Origin of the sequence: Methylotuvimicrobium sp. KM1 (assembly GCF_044788715.1) — a bacterium.
GTDB lineage: Bacteria > Pseudomonadota > Gammaproteobacteria > Methylococcales > Methylomonadaceae > Methylotuvimicrobium.
The window spans coordinates 4,291,998-4,315,048 of sequence record NZ_CP173170.1 but is presented as its reverse complement, the minus strand read 5'-3'; the positions used below and the strand labels follow the sequence as shown (position 1 = coordinate 4,315,048).

The 23,051-nt window shown below is 48.9% G+C and carries 21 protein-coding genes; 11 read left to right on the top strand and 10 right to left on the bottom strand.

The annotated features are described in order from the left end of the window. Positions 1-335: 335 nt before the first annotated feature. Both ACINK7_RS18750 and ACINK7_RS18745 read right to left on the bottom strand, forming a co-directional pair. A complete protein-coding gene (locus ACINK7_RS18750) occupies positions 336-1,118 on the bottom strand; it encodes a class I SAM-dependent methyltransferase (protein ID WP_404357638.1) in 783 nt (260 codons plus the stop codon). Next, the gene (locus ACINK7_RS18745) at positions 1,108-1,848 is read right to left on the bottom strand and encodes a CDP-alcohol phosphatidyltransferase family protein (protein ID WP_404357636.1); all 741 of its coding nucleotides are present in this window, start codon (positions 1,846-1,848) and stop codon (positions 1,108-1,110) included. Before ACINK7_RS18745 ends, ACINK7_RS18750 begins: the two co-directional genes overlap by 11 nt. On the opposite strand from ACINK7_RS18745, the gene ACINK7_RS18740 reads away from it, so the two are divergent. From ACINK7_RS18740 to ACINK7_RS18730, 3 genes are all read left to right on the top strand, one after another. After that, complete coding sequence (locus ACINK7_RS18740; RefSeq protein WP_404357634.1) at positions 1,828-2,853, top strand: glycosyltransferase family 4 protein; 1,026 nt, start codon at positions 1,828-1,830, stop codon at positions 2,851-2,853. The genes ACINK7_RS18745 and ACINK7_RS18740 overlap by 21 nt on opposite strands. Positions 2,854-3,086: 233 nt before the next feature. Further along, a complete protein-coding gene (locus ACINK7_RS18735) occupies positions 3,087-3,977 on the top strand; it encodes a lysylphosphatidylglycerol synthase transmembrane domain-containing protein (RefSeq protein WP_404357632.1) in 891 nt (296 codons plus the stop codon). Positions 3,978-4,161: 184 nt separating this feature from the next. Next, the gene (locus ACINK7_RS18730; protein WP_404357630.1) at positions 4,162-4,410 is read left to right on the top strand and encodes a hypothetical protein; all 249 of its coding nucleotides are present in this window, start codon (positions 4,162-4,164) and stop codon (positions 4,408-4,410) included. A 329-nt stretch (positions 4,411-4,739) separates the two neighbouring features. Here ACINK7_RS18730 and ACINK7_RS18725 read toward each other — a convergent pair whose 3' ends face one another. Then, the gene (locus tag ACINK7_RS18725; protein WP_404357628.1) at positions 4,740-5,282 is read right to left on the bottom strand and encodes a MarR family winged helix-turn-helix transcriptional regulator; all 543 of its coding nucleotides are present in this window, start codon (positions 5,280-5,282) and stop codon (positions 4,740-4,742) included. Between the two features lie 250 nt (positions 5,283-5,532). Between ACINK7_RS18725 and ectA the strand changes: the two genes are divergently transcribed. The 8 genes from ectA (at position 5,533) to ACINK7_RS18685 (ending at position 15,669) form a co-directional block, all read left to right on the top strand. Beyond that, positions 5,533-6,051 (top strand): diaminobutyrate acetyltransferase, encoded by a 519-nt coding sequence (gene ectA / locus ACINK7_RS18720; RefSeq protein WP_404357626.1) that lies wholly within the window; start codon positions 5,533-5,535, stop codon positions 6,049-6,051. Between the two features lie 42 nt (positions 6,052-6,093). Next, positions 6,094-7,425, top strand: a complete 1,332-nt coding sequence (gene ectB, locus ACINK7_RS18715; protein WP_404357624.1) for a diaminobutyrate--2-oxoglutarate transaminase — start codon at positions 6,094-6,096, stop codon at positions 7,423-7,425. A 312-nt stretch (positions 7,426-7,737) separates the two neighbouring features. Continuing rightward, positions 7,738-8,142 carry an ectoine synthase gene (locus ACINK7_RS18710; protein ID WP_404357622.1) on the top strand — a complete coding sequence of 135 codons (405 nt, stop codon included), beginning with the start codon at positions 7,738-7,740 and terminating at the stop codon, positions 8,140-8,142. Between the two features lie 59 nt (positions 8,143-8,201). After that, on the top strand, positions 8,202-9,644 hold the full coding sequence (locus ACINK7_RS18705; RefSeq protein WP_404357620.1) for an aspartate kinase: 1,443 nt from the start codon (positions 8,202-8,204) through the stop codon (positions 9,642-9,644). 398 nt (positions 9,645-10,042) lie between these two features. Further along, a complete protein-coding gene (gene thpD / locus ACINK7_RS18700) occupies positions 10,043-11,002 on the top strand; it encodes an ectoine hydroxylase (RefSeq protein WP_404357618.1) in 960 nt (319 codons plus the stop codon). Next, entirely contained in the window at positions 10,995-11,879 is an 885-nt protein-coding gene (locus ACINK7_RS18695) for a TPR end-of-group domain-containing protein (RefSeq protein WP_404357616.1), read from the top strand. The genes thpD and ACINK7_RS18695 overlap by 8 nt, the downstream gene beginning before the upstream one ends. 599 nt (positions 11,880-12,478) lie before the next feature. Continuing rightward, positions 12,479-13,903 carry a sodium/proline symporter gene (locus tag ACINK7_RS18690; RefSeq protein WP_404357614.1) on the top strand — a complete coding sequence of 475 codons (1,425 nt, stop codon included), beginning with the start codon at positions 12,479-12,481 and terminating at the stop codon, positions 13,901-13,903. Between the two features lie 500 nt (positions 13,904-14,403). Beyond that, positions 14,404-15,669 (top strand): hypothetical protein, encoded by a 1,266-nt coding sequence (locus ACINK7_RS18685; RefSeq protein WP_404357612.1) that lies wholly within the window; start codon positions 14,404-14,406, stop codon positions 15,667-15,669. Positions 15,670-16,016: 347 nt separating this feature from the next. On the opposite strand, the gene ACINK7_RS18680 is transcribed toward ACINK7_RS18685, so the two are convergent. The 7 genes from ACINK7_RS18680 to ACINK7_RS18650 form a co-directional block, all read right to left on the bottom strand. Further along, the gene (locus tag ACINK7_RS18680; protein ID WP_404357610.1) at positions 16,017-16,574 is read right to left on the bottom strand and encodes an exosortase system-associated protein, TIGR04073 family; all 558 of its coding nucleotides are present in this window, start codon (positions 16,572-16,574) and stop codon (positions 16,017-16,019) included. Between the two features lie 57 nt (positions 16,575-16,631). After that, positions 16,632-18,908 carry a Tex family protein gene (locus ACINK7_RS18675; protein WP_404357608.1) on the bottom strand — a complete coding sequence of 759 codons (2,277 nt, stop codon included), beginning with the start codon at positions 18,906-18,908 and terminating at the stop codon, positions 16,632-16,634. Positions 18,909-19,051: 143 nt separating this feature from the next. After that, complete coding sequence (gene lipA, locus ACINK7_RS18670; protein WP_404357606.1) at positions 19,052-20,017, bottom strand: lipoyl synthase; 966 nt, start codon at positions 20,015-20,017, stop codon at positions 19,052-19,054. Beyond that, positions 20,014-20,622, bottom strand: a complete 609-nt coding sequence (gene lipB / locus ACINK7_RS18665) for a lipoyl(octanoyl) transferase LipB (protein ID WP_404361477.1) — start codon at positions 20,620-20,622, stop codon at positions 20,014-20,016. Before lipB ends, lipA begins: the two co-directional genes overlap by 4 nt. 129 nt (positions 20,623-20,751) lie before the next feature. Next, positions 20,752-21,018 (bottom strand): YbeD family protein, encoded by a 267-nt coding sequence (locus tag ACINK7_RS18660; protein WP_404357604.1) that lies wholly within the window; start codon positions 21,016-21,018, stop codon positions 20,752-20,754. Beyond that, positions 21,015-21,860: a D-amino acid aminotransferase gene (locus tag ACINK7_RS18655; RefSeq protein WP_404357602.1), complete on the bottom strand. Its 846-nt coding sequence runs from the start codon at positions 21,858-21,860 to the stop codon at positions 21,015-21,017. The genes ACINK7_RS18660 and ACINK7_RS18655 overlap by 4 nt, the downstream gene beginning before the upstream one ends. A gap of 3 nt (positions 21,861-21,863) precedes the next feature. Beyond that, positions 21,864-23,027, bottom strand: a complete 1,164-nt coding sequence (locus ACINK7_RS18650) for a D-alanyl-D-alanine carboxypeptidase family protein (RefSeq protein WP_404357600.1) — start codon at positions 23,025-23,027, stop codon at positions 21,864-21,866. Between the last annotated feature and the right edge of the window lie 24 nt (positions 23,028-23,051).

The window sequence follows — 23,051 nt, the reverse complement described above, 5'->3', positions numbered from 1 at the left end:
TCGTTATACATAAGTCAAAAATTACTGTTTTGCAATCTTAGCTAATGAGGCTTCGATACCACTTTTTGTCGCCCAACGTTCCCGACTTCGAAATCGCGATCTGGGGATCGCTCCCACAGAGCATCCGCCCCCTTGTGGGAGCGACGCCTTCGTCGCGATTTCGAAGCCACTGATGTTCAATATCCGCAGATTTATCAAACAGCACCGTTTCCAGGTATACGACGAACTCTGTTTAGCACCTTTACCGGTACTTGTGTATAACGGCGAGAGCTGGAGCTTGGGTAACAGCATATCCATTATCCGCTTTGCATTGAGCTACTTCACGTCATCATGAATTATTCAGCCTTGTAGGCATCCTTGCTTTGCCCCTCCTTAAAAACTGCTTTTAGGTATATTCCGCCGCGCAATGCCTGTATTTTCAGCCTTTCACCAATAATATTCAAACCGGACAGCAGCCAATAAATAGGCGAAGGCATGTCACCTTTTGGGATGAAGGTCCAATAGCCTATCGTTTCCGGAGCCAGTCCCGCGTCGTTTAGTAACCCGCAAAGCTCTTGACGCGTCACAAAGCAGTCGCTGCTCAAGTGGCGGGTGTCCCAGCGAAATCTGCGGGCAATCGCTGTGTACCAGCAATAAGCGCCGTTCGGGGTTAGGCAGATGAATTCGCCGCCGGGTTTCAAGACGCGCGCGATTTGCCTAAGCACTCTCGGTTTGTCCGGCATGTGTTCCAAGGCGCCGACGCACAGTACGGTATCGATTTGCCCGGATTCGATAGTCTTTAATTGTTCTGCCGGGTCGACCGTGAACCGAATGGTTTTACGATTCGGATGCTGTTTACGCAACGCGTCGGCCTCCGAGATCATATTCGGCGAAAGATCGGTGCCGATGGCTTGTTCATATAGGCCGGCCAATTCGAATAAATGCAGGCCGGTGCCGCAGCCGATTTCGAGCAATGCGCCGCGTTGTTTGCCGAGCAATGACCGGATGATTGAAAGACGGTAAGCTAAAAGGCGGTCGGCGCGACCGTGCGCTTCGCTGTAACTGCCGGCGATGCGGTCGAAAAAAGCGCGAATATCGGCCGAATCGGCCGCTTGTCGGGTTTTAAGCTTATTTATCATTGCAGGCGGGGCGGTAAATCAAGCGGATCGAGGCGATAAACGAATAGCAGAGCAGCAACGTGATTGCGAGTGCCAAAGGGTGGTAGATCGCTGGATAGTCAGTAAAACAGGCGATTAAAACCAGCATCGTGACGACGAAAACAACTTTGCCTGTGGTTGTTTGTTGTTCTTTGTAGGCTGGCGGCTTTGCGAGCATTAAAAAGCACACGAATACATAGCGCATCAATCCTGGTATGAGTATCCACAAACTCAAGCGTTGATCGAGCACGATCAGCCAGCACAACACCAGCATGAAAAAAGCATCGGTTTCTTTATCGAAATATTCGCCGAATTCCGATGTGCAATTGAATTTACGGGCCAACCAGCCGTCGATGCCGTCGAGGCATAGAATCAGTAATGCCAGGAGAATTATCAAGTCGGGCCGGTCGGCGAAAGCTGTCAAGCTAAAGATCAGCAGCAAGCGGAACAAGGTCACGGCATTGGCCGGGCCGAATTGACCTATTGATGTCCAATTGCCTGGGCCGCGAACAATGAACCAGGCAAATGAAAACGCCGCAGAGCCTAGCAGTAGTTCAATAGGCCATGAGAACAGCAGCATTGCGGTGCTGGCCGCTAACAAGACTGTCGAATGCAGGTTGCTCCAACGAATCAATTTAGCTTGTATCAAGGGTTCCGTTATCATGGTGTCGAATTCATTCGGAGTGTTGCGATGAAGATAGCGTTGTTGCATCCGCCCCTTGGTGAAACCTCGGGGGGCAATCTCTATAACCGGAATATACTACATCAAGTACGCCTGTGCCGTTTTCCGTTGCATTCGGTCACTGTCTCGGCTATCGATCGCGAACGACTGGCAGAGTGGCAGGAAAATTTCGAGTTGTTGATTTGGGATAGTCTATTCTGGCGAGAGTTGGCGGGCATGGCTGAAAGTCTGCAGAACAGTCCCTGTTGTCTTTTATGTCATTATTTGCCGTCTATGAACCCGTTGGCGGCGGCGCGCGATCGGGCCGTTTGGCGCGAGATTGAATGCCGAACGATCGAGTCGATGCGCTTTGTCATTGCGACCGGGCAAGCGGTTTTCGACGAGATTCAAAGACGGTTTCCAAACAAATGGGTCGGCTTATGCGAGCCGGGCATAGACGAAGCATTCAAACCCGAATTACTGCCTATAAAAGCTAATGATTCAATCGTTCGCATACTAAGCGTCGCCAATTTATTGCCGGAAAAAGGCCATCTCGATATTCTTCAAGCGCTGGCGGGATTGACCGAGTGGTCGTGGCAATGGCATTTCTGCGGCAGCGATAGCGTTAATACGGAATTTACGCAACGTTTTTGGCAGTCTTTCGGCGAATTGAATCTACATGATCGGATTCATTACGAAGGTGTTCTGACTTCGGAGCAGGTCGCGGAATTGATGCGCGTTTCGGATGTTTTTGTCTCGGCGAGCCATTACGAATCCTATGGCATCGCGCTGGCCGAGGCGGCGGCGATGCGTCTGCCGATCGTTTGTTCCGAGACTGGAGCAGCCGGGCAAATTGTTCGACATGGAGTCAACGGCTTTTTGTTTGTCGCCGGCGATGTTGATGCGCTGCGAGTTCATTTAGCAAGGTTGATTAGCGAGTCGGCGTTACGGCACAGATTTCGGGAGCAACAATGTTTTGAAGGTCGGTCGTGGGGGCAATGCTTCACGATTTTTGAACGTTTATGTAAAGAAGCGTTTTGTTTGTCGAGTCAATGATAATCGGTGAGAAAAACATGATCATTCAATTTGAGTCGTGATTATAAAAGGGCGCGTTCCTAGGTGTTGGGAGGGCGGATTGTTACTTTTCGGCAACGGTAAAATTTCAGGGATGTAATGCAGTTCCGGGTTGATGAGCGTATCTTCAAGATAGTTAGATAGGCTGAGCTAAACAGCTTACAGTCCATTGATCGCTGAAGATAAACGCTGTTCCTTCAATATAGTGGGTGGATATGATGCATAAATCAAAACAGTGGCTAACAGTAATTTTTCGATGGTTTGTTGCTATCGGTTTGTTGGTGATTATTCTGAATAAAACCGATAGCGATTTACTCTGGCAGACTTTGCGTGGTTTTAATCCTGCGTTTGGATTGCTCTTGGTGGTTTGTCATATTGCCGTGCTGATGTTGATGGCTTACCGATGGCGGCTCATTGCTCAACAATTGAATGTTGAGGCTGCTTATGCGGATTATTTGAAAGCAATATGGATTGGTGCGTTAAGCGGCCAAATCGGGCCGCCGTTGATTTTTTCCGAAGTAGCTCGGTTCAAAGTCCTTCAAGATTATGGGGATAATCAATCGCTGATCGGTAGCCAAGTACTTGACCGCTTGTCGGGATTGGTTGCTTTAGTGTTTATACTGCTACTGACCTTGCCGTTGAATTGGCCGCTATTTGCCGAAATGATTCCGGCTGCGACGTTGCTGCAAAGTCTGGCGATCTTATCGATTTCTGGTGTTGTTCTGTTTAGAGTCGTGTTATCTACGAAAACTCGAGCCCTGATGGATCGTAATAAAATCTGTGAAGTCATGAGTCTCGGGCAGTCGCATTATGAGTTATCGTCGTTGATTCAATTATTGTTGATGCTTGGCTTTTTATTGGCGGCTTTCGGTTTGGGCGCCCCGAAGCTGCCGTTTACACTGTTTACCTTATTACCGCTGATTTTCGCCGGGTTAACTTTATTGCCTATTTCTATTTCGGATTGGGGGACGAGAGAAATGTTTGCCGTATATGTTTTATCGTTTGCCGGTTTACCGGCAGAGGAGAGTGCGGCGATATCGATCATCTTCGGTTTCAGCTACTCGTTGACGACGCTCCTGGGCTTGTTTTTCTTGTTGAAAAAGTAACGTTCATGAAGGCCTAGTCATCGCCCCGGCAAATGAAAGTTCTCTGGTGATGGAGGGTGCGGTCTCTCGCCCGACAGGACGCCGTGAATACGTCCATGTAGGCTCGACGGCGGCTCCCTGCCGCCGACGCCTGCCGGTCGAGCAACCGCACCCTCTCCGGAACCGGAATTGCCGGAACGGAGATTTGTATATCGAAAAATTAGATAATGAGTCTAAATCCACGAACTTTCACAGTAACGTTCATGAAGGCCTAGCCATCGCCCCGGCAAATGAAAGTTCGCTGGTGACGGAGGGTGCGGTCACTCGCCCGACAGGACGCCGTGAATACGTCCGTGTAGGCTCGACGGCGGCTGTCCTTGCCGCCGACGCCTGCCGGTCGAGCAACCGCCCCCTCTTCGGAACCGACATTGGTTTTTTTTATATCGAAAATTAGATAAGGAATGCAAAACGGCGAACTTTCACAGTAAAGAACATCAATAAGTAAGTTTATTGATGTTCGGGGGCAGCTAGGCTAAATATACCTTTATGCTGTTACCCAAGCTCCAGCTTGGGTAACCTGTTCAGGAAGCTCTAGCTTCCCGGCAATCAAAAAAGATTGAACTGAACGAGCGAGTTGGGGTTGATTGAGAATGTGCGGAGGTTATGTCGGTCTCTGGAAGCTCTTGCCCTGAGCCCTTCGGCTGCGCTTCCGGGTTGTCTTTCCCAAACTGGAGCTTGGGAAAGAGCGTGATGCGGGTTGCAGCTGAGCTGAATCATTAGAGCTTAAACCGGAAAATCAAACGCTTCTTTAGTAACAGGGATGTCTTGCGCGTCCATCATCTGAGCAACACGCTGCAGTGATGCAATAATCATCAACTGTTCCCATTCCTGTAGTTTACTGAATTCTCGTGTAAAGCGATCCTGCAAAGGGATAGGGGCATTTATTAGCATTTCCGTGGCCGCCTCAGTCATGTAGGCATGGACTTTTCGCTTGTCTGTCTGGGAGCGCTGCCGGAACACCAGTTGGCGTTTTTCCAGGCGATCCAGAATTGTTGTCACAGTCGCCTGGCTGAGACTCATGTCCTGAGCTAGCTCCCCAATGGTCAATTGACCTTTGGCGCGCAGCGTTTGCAATAAAAGAATCTGCGGCGCGGTCAGGCTGGTGGTTTTTGCCAGATATTTTGAGTGTAAGTCGGTGGCTCGTATGACTCTGCGTAATGCGACCAGCACTTCTTCAATTTGATTCAGCAAATGCTCCTTTTCAACCGGATTTAAATCGAGCGTATCCAGCGAATGGGGTGTGTGTGGTTGCGGGTTTTGCATCATTGATCACCAATCTAGCTAATAAAGATTCCGTCGCGTTACAAAGCCATTGCTGTAATTTATATGACATCTAATTAATCTTAGGCAAAAGTACGCGGCCTGGACATTTAAAATATTTAGTGTACTATATATTATGTTTTCCAATGAAGCCAGGATATTCGTGCTAATGGCTAATAAAAATCACATTCAAGACCGGCTTATTTAGTTAAAGCCGAGTTAATTGCACAGAAATCTAAATAATAGAGTTATTTATATGTTGTCTGATAAAACTGCCTTGCCGATCATTACACTTAGTCAGCCTACTGCCGAAGTCGGAGCGCAGGTGCATCGACTGATTAGCGAGTGTCCGCCCCTAGATCCCAATTCGATGTACTGCAATTTGCTGCAGAGCAGCCATTTTTCTGAAACGGCGGTGGCGGCCAAAATTGGCGATGAGTTGGTTGGTTTTGTCTCGGGTTATCGTATTCCGCAACGTCCGAATACCTTGTTTGTCTGGCAGGTGGCTGTCGGCGAAAAAGCCCGGGGCCAAGGGCTTGCCACGCGGATGCTCTTAGCCATACTGGCGCGGTCGGCCAATCAGGATATTAACCGAATCGAGACGACCATTACCCCGAATAATAAGGCCTCATGGGCCCTGTTTGAAGGGCTGGCAAAAAAACTGGACACCCAAATTGGCAGTGCTGTGATGTTTGATAAGACACGCCATTTTGCAGATCAACATGAAACCGAAATGCTGGTGAAGGTTGGGCCGTTCAAAGCGGTTCAGGCTTAATTCACTACACTATTATCCCATCTTGCTCAGGAGAGAATTAGAATGAAAATCTTTGAAGAAATTGAATCAGAAGTGCGTTCGTATGCTCGCGCTTTTCCACGCGTGTTTGATCGTGCCCAAGGCGCAAAAATCTATGACCATGAAGGCAATGAATATCTGGACTTTCTCGCTGGTGCAGGTTCCCTAAATTACGGCCACAATCACCCGGTATTTAAGGAAAAGTTGCTTGAGTATATCCAGAATGATGGCATCACGCAGGGCTTGGACTTGCATACCCGCGCCAAAGGTGAGTTTTTGGAAAGCTTTAATGAGTACATCCTTAAGCCTCGGAACTTGGACTACATAGTGATGTTTACCGGCCCCACCGGCACCAACGCGGTTGAAGCAGCACTGAAGATCGCCCGCAAAAAAACCGGTCGTGAAAACATTATTTCGTTCACTAATGGTTGGCATGGCCAGACGCTGGGATCACTGTCGGTTACCGGAAATTCTACTCACCGTGGCGGTGCCGGCATCGCCTTGCATGGCTCAACCCGTATTCCCTATGACGGCTATCTGGGTGATGATTTCGATACCACCAATTTGCTCGACAAAATGCTGTCGGATTCCAGCAGTGGCGTCGATAAGCCGGCTGCCGTCATCGTTGAAACGGTTCAGGGCGAAGGCGGTATCAACGCCGCCTCAATGACTTGGTTAAAAAGCCTGTCGGAAATCTGCAAACGGCATGATGTGTTGCTGATTATTGATGATATCCAGGCCGGTTGCGGTCGCACCGGCACTTTCTTCAGCTTTGAAGAAGCCGGAATTTATCCTGATATTGTGACCTTGTCGAAATCGCTGAGCGGTTATGGTTTGCCGTTAGCTATCGTGTTAATGAAACCTGAAATCGATCAATGGTCGCCGGGTGAGCACAATGGTACCTTCCGAGGTAACAATCATGCTTTTGTCACTGCCAAGGCGGCTATTGATCACTTCTGGAAAGACGACAGCTTTGCCAAAGATGTCCAGCGCAAAGGTCGTTACATTGCCGATCGTGTAGATGTTATTGTCGCCAAGTATGGCGAGGGTAACTTCAACTCGCATGGGCGAGGTATGTTCCGGGGTATTAACTGTGTCAGCGGTGATTTGGCCGGTCAGATTACCCGCAGATGTTTTCAGAAAGGTCTGATTATTGAAACCAGTGGCGCGGACGATCATGTCGTGAAGTTCTTGTGCCCGCTGATCATTACAGATGAGGAGCTGGAAAAAGGCATCGACATTCTGGAGCAAGCCATTAAAGAGGTCTGTGATAAAGCAGACACAATCCCAGAAGGAAAAGACTTTTTTGAAGGCGACTACTCAGTCAGTAAAGAGGTTAGCAGAGCGGGTCACTAAGGATTCGGCCATAAATAACTTCCCTATTTTTAATGCACGGTAAGCAGGTTCGGTAACTCGATTGACAGGTGTCGGCGGCAGGGAAATCCGCCGTCAAGACTACACGGACGCATTCACCCAGCACCTAATTTCCATAACCCATTGGCTATGGTTAACTATCTTGGATAATTTAGGTGCTGGGTTCACGGCGTCCTGTCAAGCGAGTTACTGAACCCGCTACAAAACGCATGGCTCCAGGACGTTATTTTTCACGAAATCCTAAAGCCCGCTGAGCCAACCAGCCTATTCGAGAATCTACTGAAGAGAACTAAAATGATCGTAAGACAGTTACAAGACGCACAGCAGACTAACAGACGCATCGTTTCACCTGACGGCAACTGGGAAAGCACCCGAATGCTACTGAAGGATGACGGTATGGGCTATTCCTTTCATATCACCACCATTTTCGCCGGTGCCGATTTTCGCATGCATTACCAGAATCACCTAGAGTCGGTGTATTGCATCAGTGGTGAAGGCGAAGTGGAAACGCTGGACGATGGCAAGAAGTATTCTATCACCCCAGGCACGCTCTATAACCTGGATCAACACGATCGGCATATTCTGCGTGCCTTCAAGGAACTGAAATTGGCTTGTGTTTTTAATCCGCCTCTAAACGGCAAGGAAGTACACAACGCAGAAGGTGCCTATGAACTGGAAGCCGAAACAGTCAGTGACTAATTTTCAATCATGGCAGGGCGGTAGAGGCCCTCGGCATGCCCGAAGTAAGAGAGGACGTTATGACGTTTCACACCGTTGAAAAAATCGGCGGCACATCCATGAGTGATTATGTCGCAGTGCGCGACAATATCATTCTCAAGCCTGTCCATCGTGAGGATCTGTATCAGCGTATTTTTGTGGTCTCCGCCTACGGTGGCATCACCGATATGTTGCTGGAGCACAAAAAAAACGGTCATGCCGGAATTTATGGTCAGTTTGCCAACAGTCTGAACGATGCCGGCTGGCAGGCTTCGTTGGTAACACTTAAGCAAGAAATGTTTGCAATCAATGCCAACATTTTTGACACTGCTGAAGCCATCAAAAAAGCCGACGCGTTCATTGGCGAACGGCTTGATGACACGGAACGCTGTCTGGCCGATTTGCAGCGTCTTTGTCAGCATGGTCATTTTTCACTGGATGCACATCTTTCTACCGTTCGGGAAATGCTGGCTAGTATCGGTGAGGCGCACAGTGCGTGGAACACTGTCCAGTTGCTGCAACAAGACGGTATTAACGCTGTCTTTGTGGATCTGACCGGTTGGCGGACCGATAAACACATGACGCTCGACGAGCGCATTAAAAAAGCCTTTGCTGAGATCGATCTGAGCCGGCAGCTACCAATCGCCACGGGCTATGCGCACAGTATTGACGGCCTGATGTCAACGTTTGACCGGGGCTACAGTGAAATGACTTTCAGCCGGATTGCGGTGCTGACTAAGGCGGATGAAGCCATCATTCATAAGGAGTTTCATCTCAGCAGCGCTGATCCGCGTCTGGTAGGTGAAGATAAGGCCGTGCCGATTGGCCGTACCAATTACGATGTGGCCGACCAACTAGCGAACCTGGGCATGGAGGCGATTCATCCCAAGGCGGCAAAAGGCTTGCGTCAGAACGAGATAGCACTACGCGTCAGAAACACCTTTGAACCGGATCATGCCGGGACACTGATCACCGGCGACTATGTCAGCAGTAAGCCTTGCGTAGAGATTATCGCCGGATGTAAAGGTGTCTATGCTTTCGAAGTATTCGATCAAAACATGGCCGGCGAGATTCACAATTACGACCGGGAAATCCTGGCGCTGATTCACCGCTTCAGAGCGCATATTGTTTCCAAAGACATTAATGCTAACACCATTACCCATTACTTATCTGCCAGTCTGAAAAAAATCCGCCGCATCCGCGATGCCTTGCAAGAGATCTATCCGGATGCCGAAATCAATCAGCAAAAAGTTTCGATTGTTTCCGCCATCGGCAGTGATATGAAAATCCCGGGTATTTTGGCCAAAACTGTCTCGGCACTAGCCGAGAAGCAGATCAGCGTGTTGGCGATGCACCAGTCAATGCGTCAAGTCGATATGCAGTTTGTGATCGATGAAGATGCCTACACTGACGCGATCAAAAGTTTGCATAGTCATCTGGTGGAGGTTCATGATCACGGCATTGCAATATGCCTCGCGTCATGATGGTGCTGCTGAACGCCTTCTTCAGTTTGGCCAAAACGATACATTACTCCTTTTGTACTCAAAAAAGGGCTAATTTTATGAAGGTATGAGGTGTGGGTTCACGGCGTCCTGTCAATCGAGCAGCCGAACCCTCCAAAAATAGGGAAGTTATTTATGACCGAATGCTTAAGGTGCTTATGAGTTGACAGCTAGAGCGGTAGCGGATTAAGGCGAGTCGCAAGTCAACTTTCGTCCATGGTTAAGCCATTCATGGCAAGTCAGTCGAGCAATGAATGGTTTAACCGTCTTTTTTCAATAAACTTAAGATGTACGGGTAAGCCCTGCGTAAGTTGGGAATGACCGATGACCGGGGGTATCTGTTGTCGTGAAGTCTTTAATCAATATGGGTTAAATGTTCAATGATTACCGAGAAAGCCGAACAGTCCGAACAAAGCGAAGATGTTTATCAATCTCGTAACGGTGATAAACCGAAAATAATTCAACGCGTAGACCCTGTGGTTTATGCTCAAACCGCTAACCCAAGCCTTATTACCGAGGACTTGCAAGCTCGTTATGAACGACAGGGTTTTCTTATTCTTGATAATGTTTTTAATGAGCGGGAAGTCGATTGTTTCAGGCAAGAACTCAATCGTTTGAATGACGATAAAGAGATAAAAGCCTCAGCGGAAGCGATAACTGAATTATCCAGCGACGAAATCCGTTCACTCTTTAAAATTCATGAAATCAGTCCGGTCTTTAAAAGTTTAGCTGCCGATAATCGTTTAGCGGGGTTGGCCCAGCATCTTTTGAATGATCGGGTTTACATTCATCAGTCGCGCTTAAACTATAAACCGGGTTTTCGTGGTAAGGAATTTAATTGGCATTCCGACTTTGAAACCTGGCATGTGGAAGACGGCATGCCCAGAATGCGTGCGCTCAGCATGTCCATTATTCTGACTGAAAACGACCAGCGTAACGGGGCTTTAATGTTGATTCCCGGATCGCATAAAAAATTTGTCGTTTGCGAAGAAGAAACGCCGGAGAATCATTATTCGGTCTCGTTGAAAAAGCAGGAGTACGGGATACCCAGCGATGAATGCTTGGCTAGTTTGGTTGCCGATGGTGGCATTGTATCGGCTATCGGAAAACCTGGCAGTGTCTTAATTTTCGACAGCAATGTCATGCATGGTTCGAATAGTAATATCACCCCGTGGCCTCGCTCCAATGTCTTTTTCGTCTATAACGCGATCAGTAATCGAGTCACATGGCCGTTTTGCGGTTTATCGCCTCGTCCTGAATATCTTTGCAGTCGCAAGGCTATACGTGCTATCGAGCCGCGGCCTTTTATCGCTGCTGCCGACCAGTCGATTTATGCTTAGAATGTTAATGGTGTTGATCGTGCTGGCGCCTTGTTCCGTGATGGGCGAGGCCGTCGACGATGAATCAGAGGTTCAAGAGCGCTTAGATGCGATTGAGTCTTTGGATAAGCCTTTATATAGTCCGTTCATCGAGCGCTATATGCTGGATGAACTTAAGCAGTTGCGTATGGACATGGCAGCGCAGAGGAATGAGCTGATTCAGCAAATTGTGGATAGAGAGCTCAGCTCGGTCGATAGAGGCGTCACTTACGCCACCAATACCGTCACTTATTTTTTCTACTTGATTGCCGGTGCCAGTACTATTTTGGTGCTGCTGGGTTGGACCTCGCTCAGAGATATCAAAGAGCGTGTACAGTCCATGGCGGATAAGAAAGTATCGAAACTGGTCCATGAATACGAAGAGCGTTTGGCAATTGTCGAGCAACAACTTAACAAAGAAGCACAATTGATTGAGAAAATCGGCGAGGATATCGAGCGGACGCAAGATGTGCAATCACTGTGGCTCAGGGCAGGCCAAGCAAGCAGCTTGGCCAATAAAATCGCCATCTACGATCAAATTTTAAAATTGCGTCCCGAGGATTGCGAAGCATTAACTTATAAGGCTGATGCGGTACTCGATATGGGGGAGCCGCAGTGGGCTGTCAATCTATGTCAGCAAGCGTTGAAAATCGACCCTGAAAACGGCCATGCTTTTTACCAATTGGCTTGTGCGTATACCGCATTGAATCAATATGAAGAGGCCGTTCACTGTTTATCCGAGGCGCTGCAACGCACTGAGGATTATCGCGATAAGTTTGCCGATGACCCTGCGTTGCAGGCGTTAAAAGACTTTGAGCCGTTTATCGGGTTGTTGCCCGGCGAAGATAACACTCATTAACTCTTGTCTTCCTTTGCTTAACACAAGTCTAATGGTGTTCGTAACAGACCATGGTGAAATTACCTATACGGGATTAATCCCTTCAATCTACTCCCTTTATACTCAAAAATTAGCTAACTTTGTGAAGGTATGGGGTGTGGCTAGCGAGGATGTCGGTAGCAGGGCAGATTTTTGCTCCTCGGCAATTGCTCCTGCATTGCCCTAATACACGCCATCCGTAGCGTAAATGCAAAATCTGCATTCACGCCATCCCTGGCGCTCGATTGCTGCCGTCAAGCCCCCCATGGATGGGTTCACGGCGGTCCTCGATAGACACATCCCGTACCTTTTATTCTTAGTCGGTTTTTCAATCAAAAGGGAGTAAAAAGAGCAGTTGAGTGCTTCAAATTACCGTTCACCCTGATCGCTTCATGCTTCGACTTGGCTCAGTACGAACGTTCTACAACACCTGCCGACTGCTCTTTTTAGATTCATGCTAAAAAATCGTTCAAGTTTGGTGACGGTGCGAGGAGTGTCTGTTCAGCAGTGCTCTCCTACTCCTTTGCCGAATACCCTGCACCTCCTGAAAATTAGAGTTTTTCGGCCAGATAGGAGTATTAATGGTTCTCTCGTTTAGTTTTTTTTTACTGCTGTTTACGCTGATTGGCTTGGCGTCCTATTGGCAAAGCCGTGGCACCAAGCAAGATTATTACCTGGCCAGCGGCAATGTCAAGCCTTGGCTGGTTGGTTTATCGGCGGTGGCTACGAATAACAGTGGCTATATGTTCATCGGCGTTATCGGTTATACCTATGCCACCGGACTCGCTGCCATTTGGTTGATGATAGGATGGATTGCCGGAGATTTTTTAGCATCGCTATTGGTGCATAAACGACTTAAGGCAGCGGCCACAACCACCGGTGAAGTCAGTTACGCCGGTGTGCTTAGCGTCTGGAGCGGAGGGGGGAATCAGCCGGCGCTGCAACGGGTTATCGGTGTGATTTCGTTGGTTTTTCTATTGGCCTACGCCAGCGCACAACTGGTCGCCGGTAGCAAGGCATTGCATGTGCTTTTCGGATGGCCGTCATGGGCAGGAGCGGTTATGGGTAGCATATTAGTTACCTTGTATTGTTTCGCGGGAGGTATCCGAGCTTCTATTTGGACGGATGCTGCGCAATCGATAGTGATGATCGTTGCAATGAGTGTGTTATTGATGACAGCCACTCAGGCGTTGGGTGGGATCGAATCGACCCTAATGCAAATGCAAGCAATTGACGGTTTTTTAGACTGGTTCCCCAAGTCTTTGGCCTTACCAGGTATTGCCGGCGGTTTATTATTCGCAATCAGTTGGCTCTTTGCCGGATTGTCGGTCATCGGTCAGCCCCATATCATGGTGCGCTTCATGACGCTTGACGATACCGCCAGTATGAACAAAGCACGTTTGTGGTATTACCTTTGGTATATTGCGTTTTACTTGGCGGCTACCGGCGTAGGGCTACTTTCCCGCATTTATCTGGTCGATACGGAGGCTTTCGATGCCGAGTTGGCGTTGCCGACGATGGCTATGGAGTTGTTGTCTCCAGCCCTGGTCGGTTTGATTTTAGCGGGTTTATTCGCAGCCACTATGTCCACTGCCGATTCGGTAGTGTTAAGCTGTTCGGCGGCGTTGACTCATGATATCTTGCCGCATCAAATCGAAAACCAGTATTTGATCAAAGGCGTAACCGTTGTCGTGACATTCTTGGCTTTACTCGGTGCCTTAGCAAATAATCATAGTGTTTTCAGCTTGGTAATCATGGCATGGTCCGGATTGGCAAGCGCCTTTGCGCCTTTGCTGTTGGTGCTATGCGTGGGAATGCGGCCCACTCAATTCGCGAGTCTTGCGGCAGTCGCGAGCGGTTTGGCGGCCGCCATATTATGGCGTTATCTGGATTTGCACGAGAAAGCTTACGAAGGTTTGATCGGGATCGTTACGGGATTGATTATTCTTTGTTTAGCCGAGTTATTCCGGCATTTATGGAATAAACATAAGGCGAACGTTTCTTAGTGCAAATATCTTCATGTACCTTATGGTTGAACTACCGAATTTAGGATGAAGCGGAAAAGTCTTTTAAGGATTTCTTGAAAAATAACTTTCTGGAGCTATGGGTTTTGTAGCGGGTTCGGTAACTCGCTTGACAGGACGCCGTGAACCCAGCACCTAAATTATCCAAGATAGTTAACCATAGCCAATGGGTTATGGAATTTAGGTGCTGGGTGAATACGTCCATGTAGGCTTGGCGGCGGCTTTCCTTGCCGCCGACACCTGACAATCGAGTTACCGAACCTGCTTACCTTGCATTAAAAATAGGGAAGTTATTTATGACCAAATCCTAATGCACAATCTTGACGCATAAACAAATCGTTAGTTTCAGAGGATTTTTTTGTACGTAATTGATATTGAAGAAAAATAGGTGTTTTCGCAATATGGTATATCTTGTGCTTAATAAATTTGTTTAATGGGCCGGTAACGGCCTGATGCAAGAACAAATTTCAGGAAGACATACCATGAAATCACTTTCTTTCCCACGCCACGGTGACAAAGAGAATTCCGATTTTTTCGAACATTATCTACGCGAGCTTTTGACCGAACGGGATCGTGTCGGTTTGACCGGCATGATAGGGCAGATTGACGCGCTAATGATCACTGTGGATCCTGGTCATTCTATTCGATATGTCGGCGAACTTTGCTTAATGACGCCTTATCATTATCTCGTGACGCTGGAAAGCGAATCCCATTGGACGCATATTTTGCGTATCGATATGAATTCGCCCGACCTGCTGATTAGAGAAGTTAAAGACCCGTCGACTATGGGTATTTTTCGAAGCTTGAATGAAGTCTACCCAATTGGTGCGAGTAAGCCGAACAGTCGTTATATGGGTGAAATTCTTCGAGTGGAAAACATGAGCGAGGTGACGCGTTTGCAACAAGAGCGTGAATTTCGTTTTTTTTCGCAAGATGAGATTCGTCGATTGGAGCTGCCGGGTAATTTGGCGATCAGTAAGCCTTCTCCCTATAGCCATAATATTGTCGCTTATATGGAGCGACCGGAAAACCAGATCAGGGTGTATTCATTAGGGCTTTCCCAGATTCGAGACGATGTACAAACGGCTTACCGACAAGCCAAAGAACTGCAGGAAGAGCTCGGTATCGACAAATTATTGAATCCCATCGATCACTTGGCAACACGTATTTATAGCCAGAATCGCGAAACCGCGATTCTCGAATGGCTATCGCTGTCGAGTTATTTTTATTGGGGTTCATACGATATCAAAGACCAAAATTCTTCAACCAATGTGACTAAAAGCGTGCATTTTGCGGATGAGGTCCATAGTCCCGCAAAAGTGTTTACGGCTAACAACACGCCATATTTTGTCAATCACTTGGAAAAGCTACCGTCGCCGACCGAAACTTTTGTCCGTAATTACGGGCCTCGCCTGCATCATTTAGCGATCGGTGTTAATGACGGCGAATATAACGGCATGGAAAATATCGACTATGTGGTGAGTGAGATTTCTCGTCAGGGAAAAAAGTTTTTGTTGGATGTTATCGGTTCGAGAGAAGAAGGTATTAAGCAGATATTTTCAAGTGCTTCGGAACATTCGTCGTTAATCATTGAATATGTGCAGCGATTTGGCGATTTTGACGGCTTTTTCACTAAACAAAATGTCGCGGAATTGACACATGCCGCTGGTGTTGAAGAAGAATTGCTTAATATTCAATCGTCTACGTCTGTAAAACTAAAGCCTTTGTCGGAAGAATTTCCGGCTTAGACTTCAGTTCTGTTACGTATACAGCGCTCTAAGAATATGTAACCATCGCACTTCAAATTTCGGCAGTGCTTAGGGTGTGGTCATAAATATCTTTTCTATTTTATGAAGAGTTCGGTCCGCACTTTCATAGTAGGTCGTGAAAATTTATTAATCAGCCCGGAAAATGAAAGTGCTGTACACGTTCGGATGAGTGCAATTTGGCTAAGCAAAGAGGGTTATCGGCGGACACGATATATTGGTTTTATAAGAGTCCCGATGCTTTTTGTGTGCATATACTCTAGTATTCAAAGACCGAGATCGTGAGAACAGTCGGCGGAACACCTAATGCTCGGTTCCTCCTGGTTTCGTTATTTATGCATTTCTTCTTTGAATAACTGGTCTATTTTACGTGTGGTGTCGTGATAGACTTTCGGTGTCTCCATTGGCTGCGGAGTGTATACCGCCGGTTCGGGCTCAATGACGGGCTCCGGTTCCGGGGTTTGGACGATGGGTTTCGGTTTCGGTGTGCATTGGTAGAGACGGTAAGCTTCGCCATAGGTCGTGTCGATGTCAAAATCATCCCAAACATAGAGAGGATATGCGATGGGTTTGGTCGGAAGCGGAATCGTTACCAAGTCGGCGACGCCGACGCCTATCCGGCCTGCCATGTTGACGATGCCTTTAAAAAGGCCTCCGGTGAAGCCGTAAAAAACGTTGCTTTGATTCGATGTATTGATGACATTCTTCGGTAATTCAAGTACCGAGCCACCCAGGTTACCGAAAGCATTAAGCGCTTTATGGCCGACTATTTCGCCATAGCTGCCGCAAACACGGGGATGGGTGTTTTGAGCCTGAGACTCGGGCGCGAAGGCGGTCAAAAAACTGACCAGTAGCACTGGGATCATGGTGCGATTAGATGATGTCATAGCAAATCCTGCCGGTTGATTTAATTTTTCGGTTCAGTATAGCAGAGGATTTAAAGTTTATTTTTTCAACGCTTTGGCTAATGCGTCGGCCATCGCGCCCTGAGGCCTCGGTGCTTGCCGGGGTTGTTTGGCAGGTTTGCGGGGCGAAGGTGTCGGCTTTATTTCCGCGTTGGATTCTTCCTTTTTCATGGTTAGCGAAATGCGTTGTCTCGGCACATCGATTTCTAATACTTTAACCTTGACCATGTCGCCTGTTTTGACCACATCGCGTGGGTCTTTGACGAAGACATCGGCCAAATGCGAAATATGCACCAGACCGTCCTGGTGTACGCCGATATCGACAAAAGCGCCGAAGTTCGCGACATTAGTCACGACACCCTCGAGCATCATTCCGGGTTTGAGGTCGGTGATTTTTTCGACACCTTCCTTGTATTGCACGCTCTTGAATTCGGGGCGCGGGTCGCGTCCCGGTTTTTCGAGTTCTTGCAAAATATCGGTTACGGTCGGCAGGCCGAAGGTTTCGTCGGTGTAGTTGGCCGGGTTCAGTGAACGAAGATAAGCACTTTGGCCGATTAAGTCGCGGACCGATTTGCCGGTGTCGCCAATAATCGCTTCGACGACAGGATAGGCTTCGGGATGCACGGCGGAAGCGTCGAGCGGATTGTCGCCGTTCATTACGCGTAAGAAACCCGCCGCCTGTTCGAAGGCTTTATCTCCAAGGCGCGGAACTTTCTTCAATTGCTTGCGGTTTTTGAACGGCCCGTTTTGATCGCGGAACGCGACAATGTTTTCGCTCACGCTGGCCGATAAGCCGGATACCTGCTTGAGTAATGCGACCGATGCGGTATTGACGTCGACGCCGACCGCGTTCACACAATCCTCGACGACAGTGTCGAGCATGCGAGCCAGTTGCGCTTGGTTGACATCGTGCTGATATTGGCCGACGCCGATCGATTTCGGATCGATCTTGACCAGTTCGGCGAGCGGGTCTTGCAGGCGTCGCGCAATCGAGACCGCGCCTCTGAGCGAGACGTCGAGATCGGGAAATTCCTTTGCGGCCAGTTCCGATGCCGAATAAACCGATGCGCCGGCTTCCGAAACAGTCAGTTTGGTGACTTTCAGTTCCGGATGGCGCTTGATCAGATCGCCGACCAGTTGATCGGTCTCGCGCGAGCCGGTGCCGTTGCCGATGCTGACTAAATCGACTCGATGTTGTGCGATCAGTCGAGCTAATGTGTCGATAGACTGATCCCATTGATTGCGCGGTTGAAGTGGATAGATTGTTTCGGTTGCGAGCAGTTTTCCGGTTGGGTCGACGATCGCGACCTTGACGCCGGTTCGGATGCCCGGATCGAGGCCCATCGTCGCCTTCGGGCCGGCCGGTGCGGTAAGTAACAAGTCCCGCAAGTTGTTTGCGAATACCCTGATCGCTTCAAGTTCTGCGGCTTCGCGAAGACGCAGTTTTAAGTCCAGATCGATGCGTGTGAATAATTTGATTTTCCAAGCGAAGCGCGCGGTCTCTGCGAGCCAGGCATCGGCCGGTCTGTTGGTGTCGGTGATATTCAAGCGTTTCGCGACGAATTGTTCGCATAAACGATGTTCGTCCTGGTCTTCCAGAGCTGGTTTCAGGCTGATGCTGAGTAAGTCTTCGTTGCGGCCTCGAAACAAGGCGAGCGCGCGGTGCGATGGAATCTTGTTGATGGCTTCATGATAATCGAAGTAGTCCTTGAACTTAGCGGCTTCCTGCTCTTTGCCGGTTACGACGGCCGAGTGAATGATGCCTTTTTGCCAGATGCGTTCGCGCAATTCGGTGAGTAGTTCGGCGTCTTCGGAAATGCGTTCCATGATGATTTGGCGTGCGCCGTCCAGTGCAGCGACGGTATCGGGAATGCCTTTATCTTGATCGATATAGCTAAGCGCGGCTTCGTTAGGGATGAGGCTGCGGTCGTCTAGTATCGCATCGGCCAAGGGTTCTAAGCCAGCTTCGCGCGCGATTTGCGCCTTGGTGCGGCGTTTCGGTTTATACGGCAAATAAAGGTCTTCGAGTAGTGTCTTGGTGTCGGCATCTAGGATGGACTTTTCCAGATCAGGTGTCAGTTTGCCTTGTGATTTGATGCTTTCGAGAATGGTGTTGCGCCGGTCGTTCAATTCGCGTAAATAAATCAGGCGTTCTTCTAAGTTACGCAGTTGCGTGTCGTCGAGGCCGCCGGTGACCTCCTTGCGGTAACGTGAGATGAAAGGTACGGTCGCGCCTTCGTCTAATAACGAAATCGCGGCGTTGACTTGTTTCGGGTTGACGGCTAATTCTTCGGCAATGCGTTGAGTGATGTCCATATTTTGGTGAATAGTGAATCGTAAAAAGAGAATGGATTGGTTAAGATTCGGTTAGTTTCCAACGAACGTATTTTTTACCTTAGCGTAGGATTGGTTGAACAGAGTGAAGCCCATCGACAACTTTCGGTCGATGGGTTTTATTTTTAATCTGTCGATACCACTGCTTTGGCTTGCAAGTCGGCGTGATAAGAGGAGCGGACCAGCGGAGCGCTTGCGACTTGTTTGAAGCCGAGTGCGTAAGCCGTTTCGGCCAGTTCGTCGAACTCCTCGGGCGTCCAATAGCGCTTGACCGGCAGGTGATCCTTGCTGGGCGGTAGGTATTGGCCCAGTGTCAACATTGAACAGCCGTGAGTAATCAAGTCTTTCATGACCTCGACAACTTCGTCGTGCGTTTCACCGAGGCCCAGCATTATGCCGGACTTGGTCGGCGTTTCCGGACAGACTTTGTGATAACGTTTGAGCAGATCGAGCGAGCCTTGGTAATCGGCGCCCGGCCTTGCTTCTCGGTAAAGCCTTGGAACTGTTTCCAGGTTATGATTGAATACATCGCAAGGCTCCCTGCTCAGTATGTCGACGGCCTTGTCGAGGCGGCCGCGAAAATCGGGAACCAGTATTTCAACTTTGGTGGCCGGCGTTTCTTGTCGAATTGCGGCGATACAATCGGCGAAATGTCCGGCGCCGCCGTCTCGCAAGTCGTCGCGGTCGACCGAGGTAATCACGACATACTTCAGCTTCATTGACTTGATCGTCTGCGCCAAATGTAGCGGTTCGTTTTGATCGAGCGGTTTAGGTTTGCCGTGTGCAACGTCGCAGAAAGGGCAGCGACGGGTGCATAGGTCGCCCATGATCATGAAGGTCGCAGTTCCGTGGCTGAAACATTCGCCGAGGTTAGGGCAAGCGGCTTCTTCGCAGACCGTGTGCAGATTGTTTTCGCGCAATAGTTTTTTGATGCGGTTAATTTCGTCGTTCGCCGAGACTTTAATGCGTATCCAATCAGGCTTGCGTAGCGGTTCTGCAACCGGTTCGACTTTGACTGGGATTCGAGAGAGTTTAACGGAGTTGCGTTGATGCGACTCCGGCGTGTTTCGTGAGGGGGCTTGTAAAGTCATCGTGATATTGCCTGAGTGATGGCGTGAGCGACCGGTACGGCCAGTTCGCTAGTTTCGATTTCGATGCCGAGGTCGGCTAATTGCGTGACTTGCATGTCGGGGAAGCCGCAAGTGTTGATCAGGTCGAACGGCTTTAAATCCATGTGGTTATTCAAGCTCAGGCCGTGATAGCTGCAGTTTTTTTTTACCCGTAGCCCGATTGAGCCGATTTTTTTGTCCGCGACATAAACGCCGGGTTTATCGGCTTGCGACGATGCTTGAATGCCGTATTGGGCTAGTGTTTTTATGATTGCTTGCTCGAGCGTTGTGACCATTGCTCGGATACCCAGGTTCAAGCGCTTGATGTCCAGTAATGTATATAGTACCAGTTGTCCCGGGCCGTGGTAGGTGACCTGGCCGCCTCTATCGGTTTGCACGACGGGAATCTCGCAGGCTTGCAAGAGGTGTTCGCGTTTGCCGTTCAAACCGAGCGTATAAACCGGCGGATGTTCGACTATCCACAGTTCGTCCGGAGTATGGGGGTCGCGTTGCTGCGTGAATGTTTGCATGTCGCGCCAAACCCCTTCGTAGGGTTGAAGACCGAGGTTGCGGATCGCCAGTGTCATCGCTTTATTCTTATGCAATGGGATGCAGATTATTCAGATAGGACATATTATCGCCGATATTCTTCGTTATCACTGCCGTCAACGGTATTTCATGGAAAGTCTTCATTCGAAAGCGTTATCCGCTTGTCACTATAAAGCCATCAATACGAGCGGCGAGTCCGTTAAATCTTGATAAATCGCATCCAGTTGTTGTTTGCTGGTCGCGGTGATGGTGACGGTTACTGAAGTGTACTTTCCGCCTTTACTGGCGCGCGATGTGACTGCGCCTTCGTGAAGGTCGTTGACATGGCGCCGAATAATTTCGACGACATGAATATCTAATTCGATGCTGTTCATGCCCATCGCTTTAATTGGAAAGCGACAGGGGAATTTCAGTATCTCTTCTTGTTCACTCATGACTGGGCTTTCTTGAACTCTTGATAAAGTTGATGCATTTTTTGCCAAACCGGTCCCGGTTTACCGTCCGAGACTGGTTGCGAGTCGAGTTCGACGACTGGAATGATTTCGCGAGTCGAACTGGTAAGCCAGATTTCGTCGGCGGTTTTCAGGGCTTCGAGCGAAATAATATCTTCGCTATAGGGAATGTCGTTGGTTTTAGCGAGTTCCAGGATGACATCGCGGGTGATGCCGGGCAAAATTTCTTCGCCTTTCGGCGGAGTAACCAGAATACCGTCGAGGACTGCGAAAATATTGCTGGCCGCGCCTTCTGTCACGTAGCCGTCTTTGACTAATATCGCCTCGGTACAGCCTTGGTCGACCGCTTTTTGTCTAAGCAAAATGTTGGCTAGTAAGGTAATAGCCTTGATATGACATAATGCCCAGCGGGTGTCGTCGAGCGTGATAGCTTTGACGCCACTGTCGCGGCCGCTTAAGGGCACGATAGGTGAGCACATGGCGAACACGGTTGCTTCGATATGCTCGGGGAATGCATGGTCACGTTTCGGCGCTACGCCGCGTGTGATTTGCAAATAAATGTATTGATCCTGTCCCGGTTCGAGTAGCGGCTCTAGAATACCGGCCCATTGCTCGCGGCTGTGAAGGCTATTTAGGCGAATGCTTGTCAGGCTGGCTTCGAGACGGTCGATGTGTTCCGGCAGGCGGAATAAGTGTCCGGCATAAGCTGGAATGACTTCGTAAATGCCGTCGCCAAATAAGAAACCGCGGTCGAGCACTGGGATTTTGGCTTGATCGAGCGGCAGATACTGGCCGTTTAAATAAACTGTTGGGTTATCACTCATTTTTTATTTCACCAGCATGAGAACAGTGTCGTAAAGTTTACGCATTAAATTGCCTTTTTCTACGGAAGTTAGCGCGATCAGTTTCTTTTCAATTAATGGTTCGTCGGCCAGCGTCACACTGACGGTGCCTAAATTGTCGCCTTGATTGACCGGCGCAATGATGTTTTGTTCAACATTAATGACGGCTTTTAGGTCTTCGTAATGGCGGCGAGGTATCGTGACATAAAGGTCTTCGGCCAGACCTAAAGCCAAGTTTTTATCCGTGCCTTTCCAGATGCGGGTCTCAGTCAAGGCTTCGTTGCCTTTGTACAGTCGATGAGTTTCGTAGAAACGGTAACCGTAATTGAGCAAAGACTGGTTTTCATTGGCACGGGCGCGTTCGCTTTTCGTTCCCATGACTACAGAGATTAGGCGCATGCCATCGCGAACCGCCGATGCGACTAAACAGAAACCGGCCGCTTCGGTATGGCCCGTCTTGACGCCGTCGACGCTTGGATCGCGCCACAGAAGTTTATTGCGGTTGCGTTGCGTGATTTTATTGTAGGTGTATTCTTTTTCTGAAAACCACGCATAATAATCCGGAAATTCCCGGATCAGTGCGCGCGTTAATATTGCCAAGTCATGTGCCGTTGTATAATGGTCGTCGTCAGGCAGTCCCATGCTATTGACGAAATGGCTGTTTTTCATGCCGAGAATGGCGGCTTGCTGGTTCATCATTTCTGCGAAAGTGGCTTCGTCTCCGGCGACATGTTCAGCTAGTGCGACGCTCGCGTCATTCCCCGATTGGATAATGATACCTTTGAGCAGCTCTTGGACCGTGACTTGTTTGTTGACTTCGATGAACATACGCGAGCCTGGGGTGCGCCAGGCCTTTTGGCTGACCGTGACATTTTCGCCGAGACTCAGGTGGCCTTTACTCAACTCGGTGAATACGACATAAACGGCCATGATTTTGGTCAGACTGGCGGGGGGGAGCTTGACGTCGGCATTGTTTTCGCCCAGCACTTTACCGCTATCGGCATCGAGTAAAATATAACTGCTCGCGGCGATGCTTGGCGGCGAAGGAATCATGATCGGATCGGTCTTATCGGAAGCCGCGTTTGCCGTTTGCAATAAGCTAAAAAATAGATAAACAATCAGGCTGAGGTAAACTTTTGAGGAGGTCATTATTCGCGGTGTGGGCATACAAAA

Coding starts and splice junctions, on each gene's coding strand:
- ACINK7_RS18750 (WP_404357638.1), bottom strand. CDS start 1,118: ATGATAAATAAGCTTAAAACCCGACAAGCGGCCGATTCGGCCGATATT.
- ACINK7_RS18740 (WP_404357634.1), top strand. CDS start 1,828: ATGAAGATAGCGTTGTTGCATCCGCCCCTTGGTGAAACCTCGGGGGGC.
- ACINK7_RS18745 (WP_404357636.1), bottom strand. CDS start 1,848: ATGCAACAACGCTATCTTCATCGCAACACTCCGAATGAATTCGACACC.
- ACINK7_RS18735 (WP_404357632.1), top strand. CDS start 3,087: ATGATGCATAAATCAAAACAGTGGCTAACAGTAATTTTTCGATGGTTT.
- ACINK7_RS18725 (WP_404357628.1), bottom strand. CDS start 5,282: ATGATGCAAAACCCGCAACCACACACACCCCATTCGCTGGATACGCTC.
- ectA (WP_404357626.1), top strand. CDS start 5,533: ATGTTGTCTGATAAAACTGCCTTGCCGATCATTACACTTAGTCAGCCT.
- ectB (WP_404357624.1), top strand. CDS start 6,094: ATGAAAATCTTTGAAGAAATTGAATCAGAAGTGCGTTCGTATGCTCGC.
- ACINK7_RS18710 (WP_404357622.1), top strand. CDS start 7,738: ATGATCGTAAGACAGTTACAAGACGCACAGCAGACTAACAGACGCATC.
- ACINK7_RS18705 (WP_404357620.1), top strand. CDS start 8,202: ATGACGTTTCACACCGTTGAAAAAATCGGCGGCACATCCATGAGTGAT.
- thpD (WP_404357618.1), top strand. CDS start 10,043: ATGATTACCGAGAAAGCCGAACAGTCCGAACAAAGCGAAGATGTTTAT.
- ACINK7_RS18695 (WP_404357616.1), top strand. CDS start 10,995: ATGCTTAGAATGTTAATGGTGTTGATCGTGCTGGCGCCTTGTTCCGTG.
- ACINK7_RS18690 (WP_404357614.1), top strand. CDS start 12,479: ATGGTTCTCTCGTTTAGTTTTTTTTTACTGCTGTTTACGCTGATTGGC.
- ACINK7_RS18685 (WP_404357612.1), top strand. CDS start 14,404: ATGAAATCACTTTCTTTCCCACGCCACGGTGACAAAGAGAATTCCGAT.
- ACINK7_RS18680 (WP_404357610.1), bottom strand. CDS start 16,574: ATGACATCATCTAATCGCACCATGATCCCAGTGCTACTGGTCAGTTTT.
- ACINK7_RS18675 (WP_404357608.1), bottom strand. CDS start 18,908: ATGGACATCACTCAACGCATTGCCGAAGAATTAGCCGTCAACCCGAAA.
- lipA (WP_404357606.1), bottom strand. CDS start 20,017: ATGACTTTACAAGCCCCCTCACGAAACACGCCGGAGTCGCATCAACGC.
- lipB (WP_404361477.1), bottom strand. CDS start 20,622: ATGACACTGGCGATCCGCAACCTCGGTCTTCAACCCTACGAAGGGGTT.
- ACINK7_RS18660 (WP_404357604.1), bottom strand. CDS start 21,018: ATGAGTGAACAAGAAGAGATACTGAAATTCCCCTGTCGCTTTCCAATT.
- ACINK7_RS18655 (WP_404357602.1), bottom strand. CDS start 21,860: ATGAGTGATAACCCAACAGTTTATTTAAACGGCCAGTATCTGCCGCTC.
- ACINK7_RS18650 (WP_404357600.1), bottom strand. CDS start 23,027: ATGACCTCCTCAAAAGTTTACCTCAGCCTGATTGTTTATCTATTTTTT.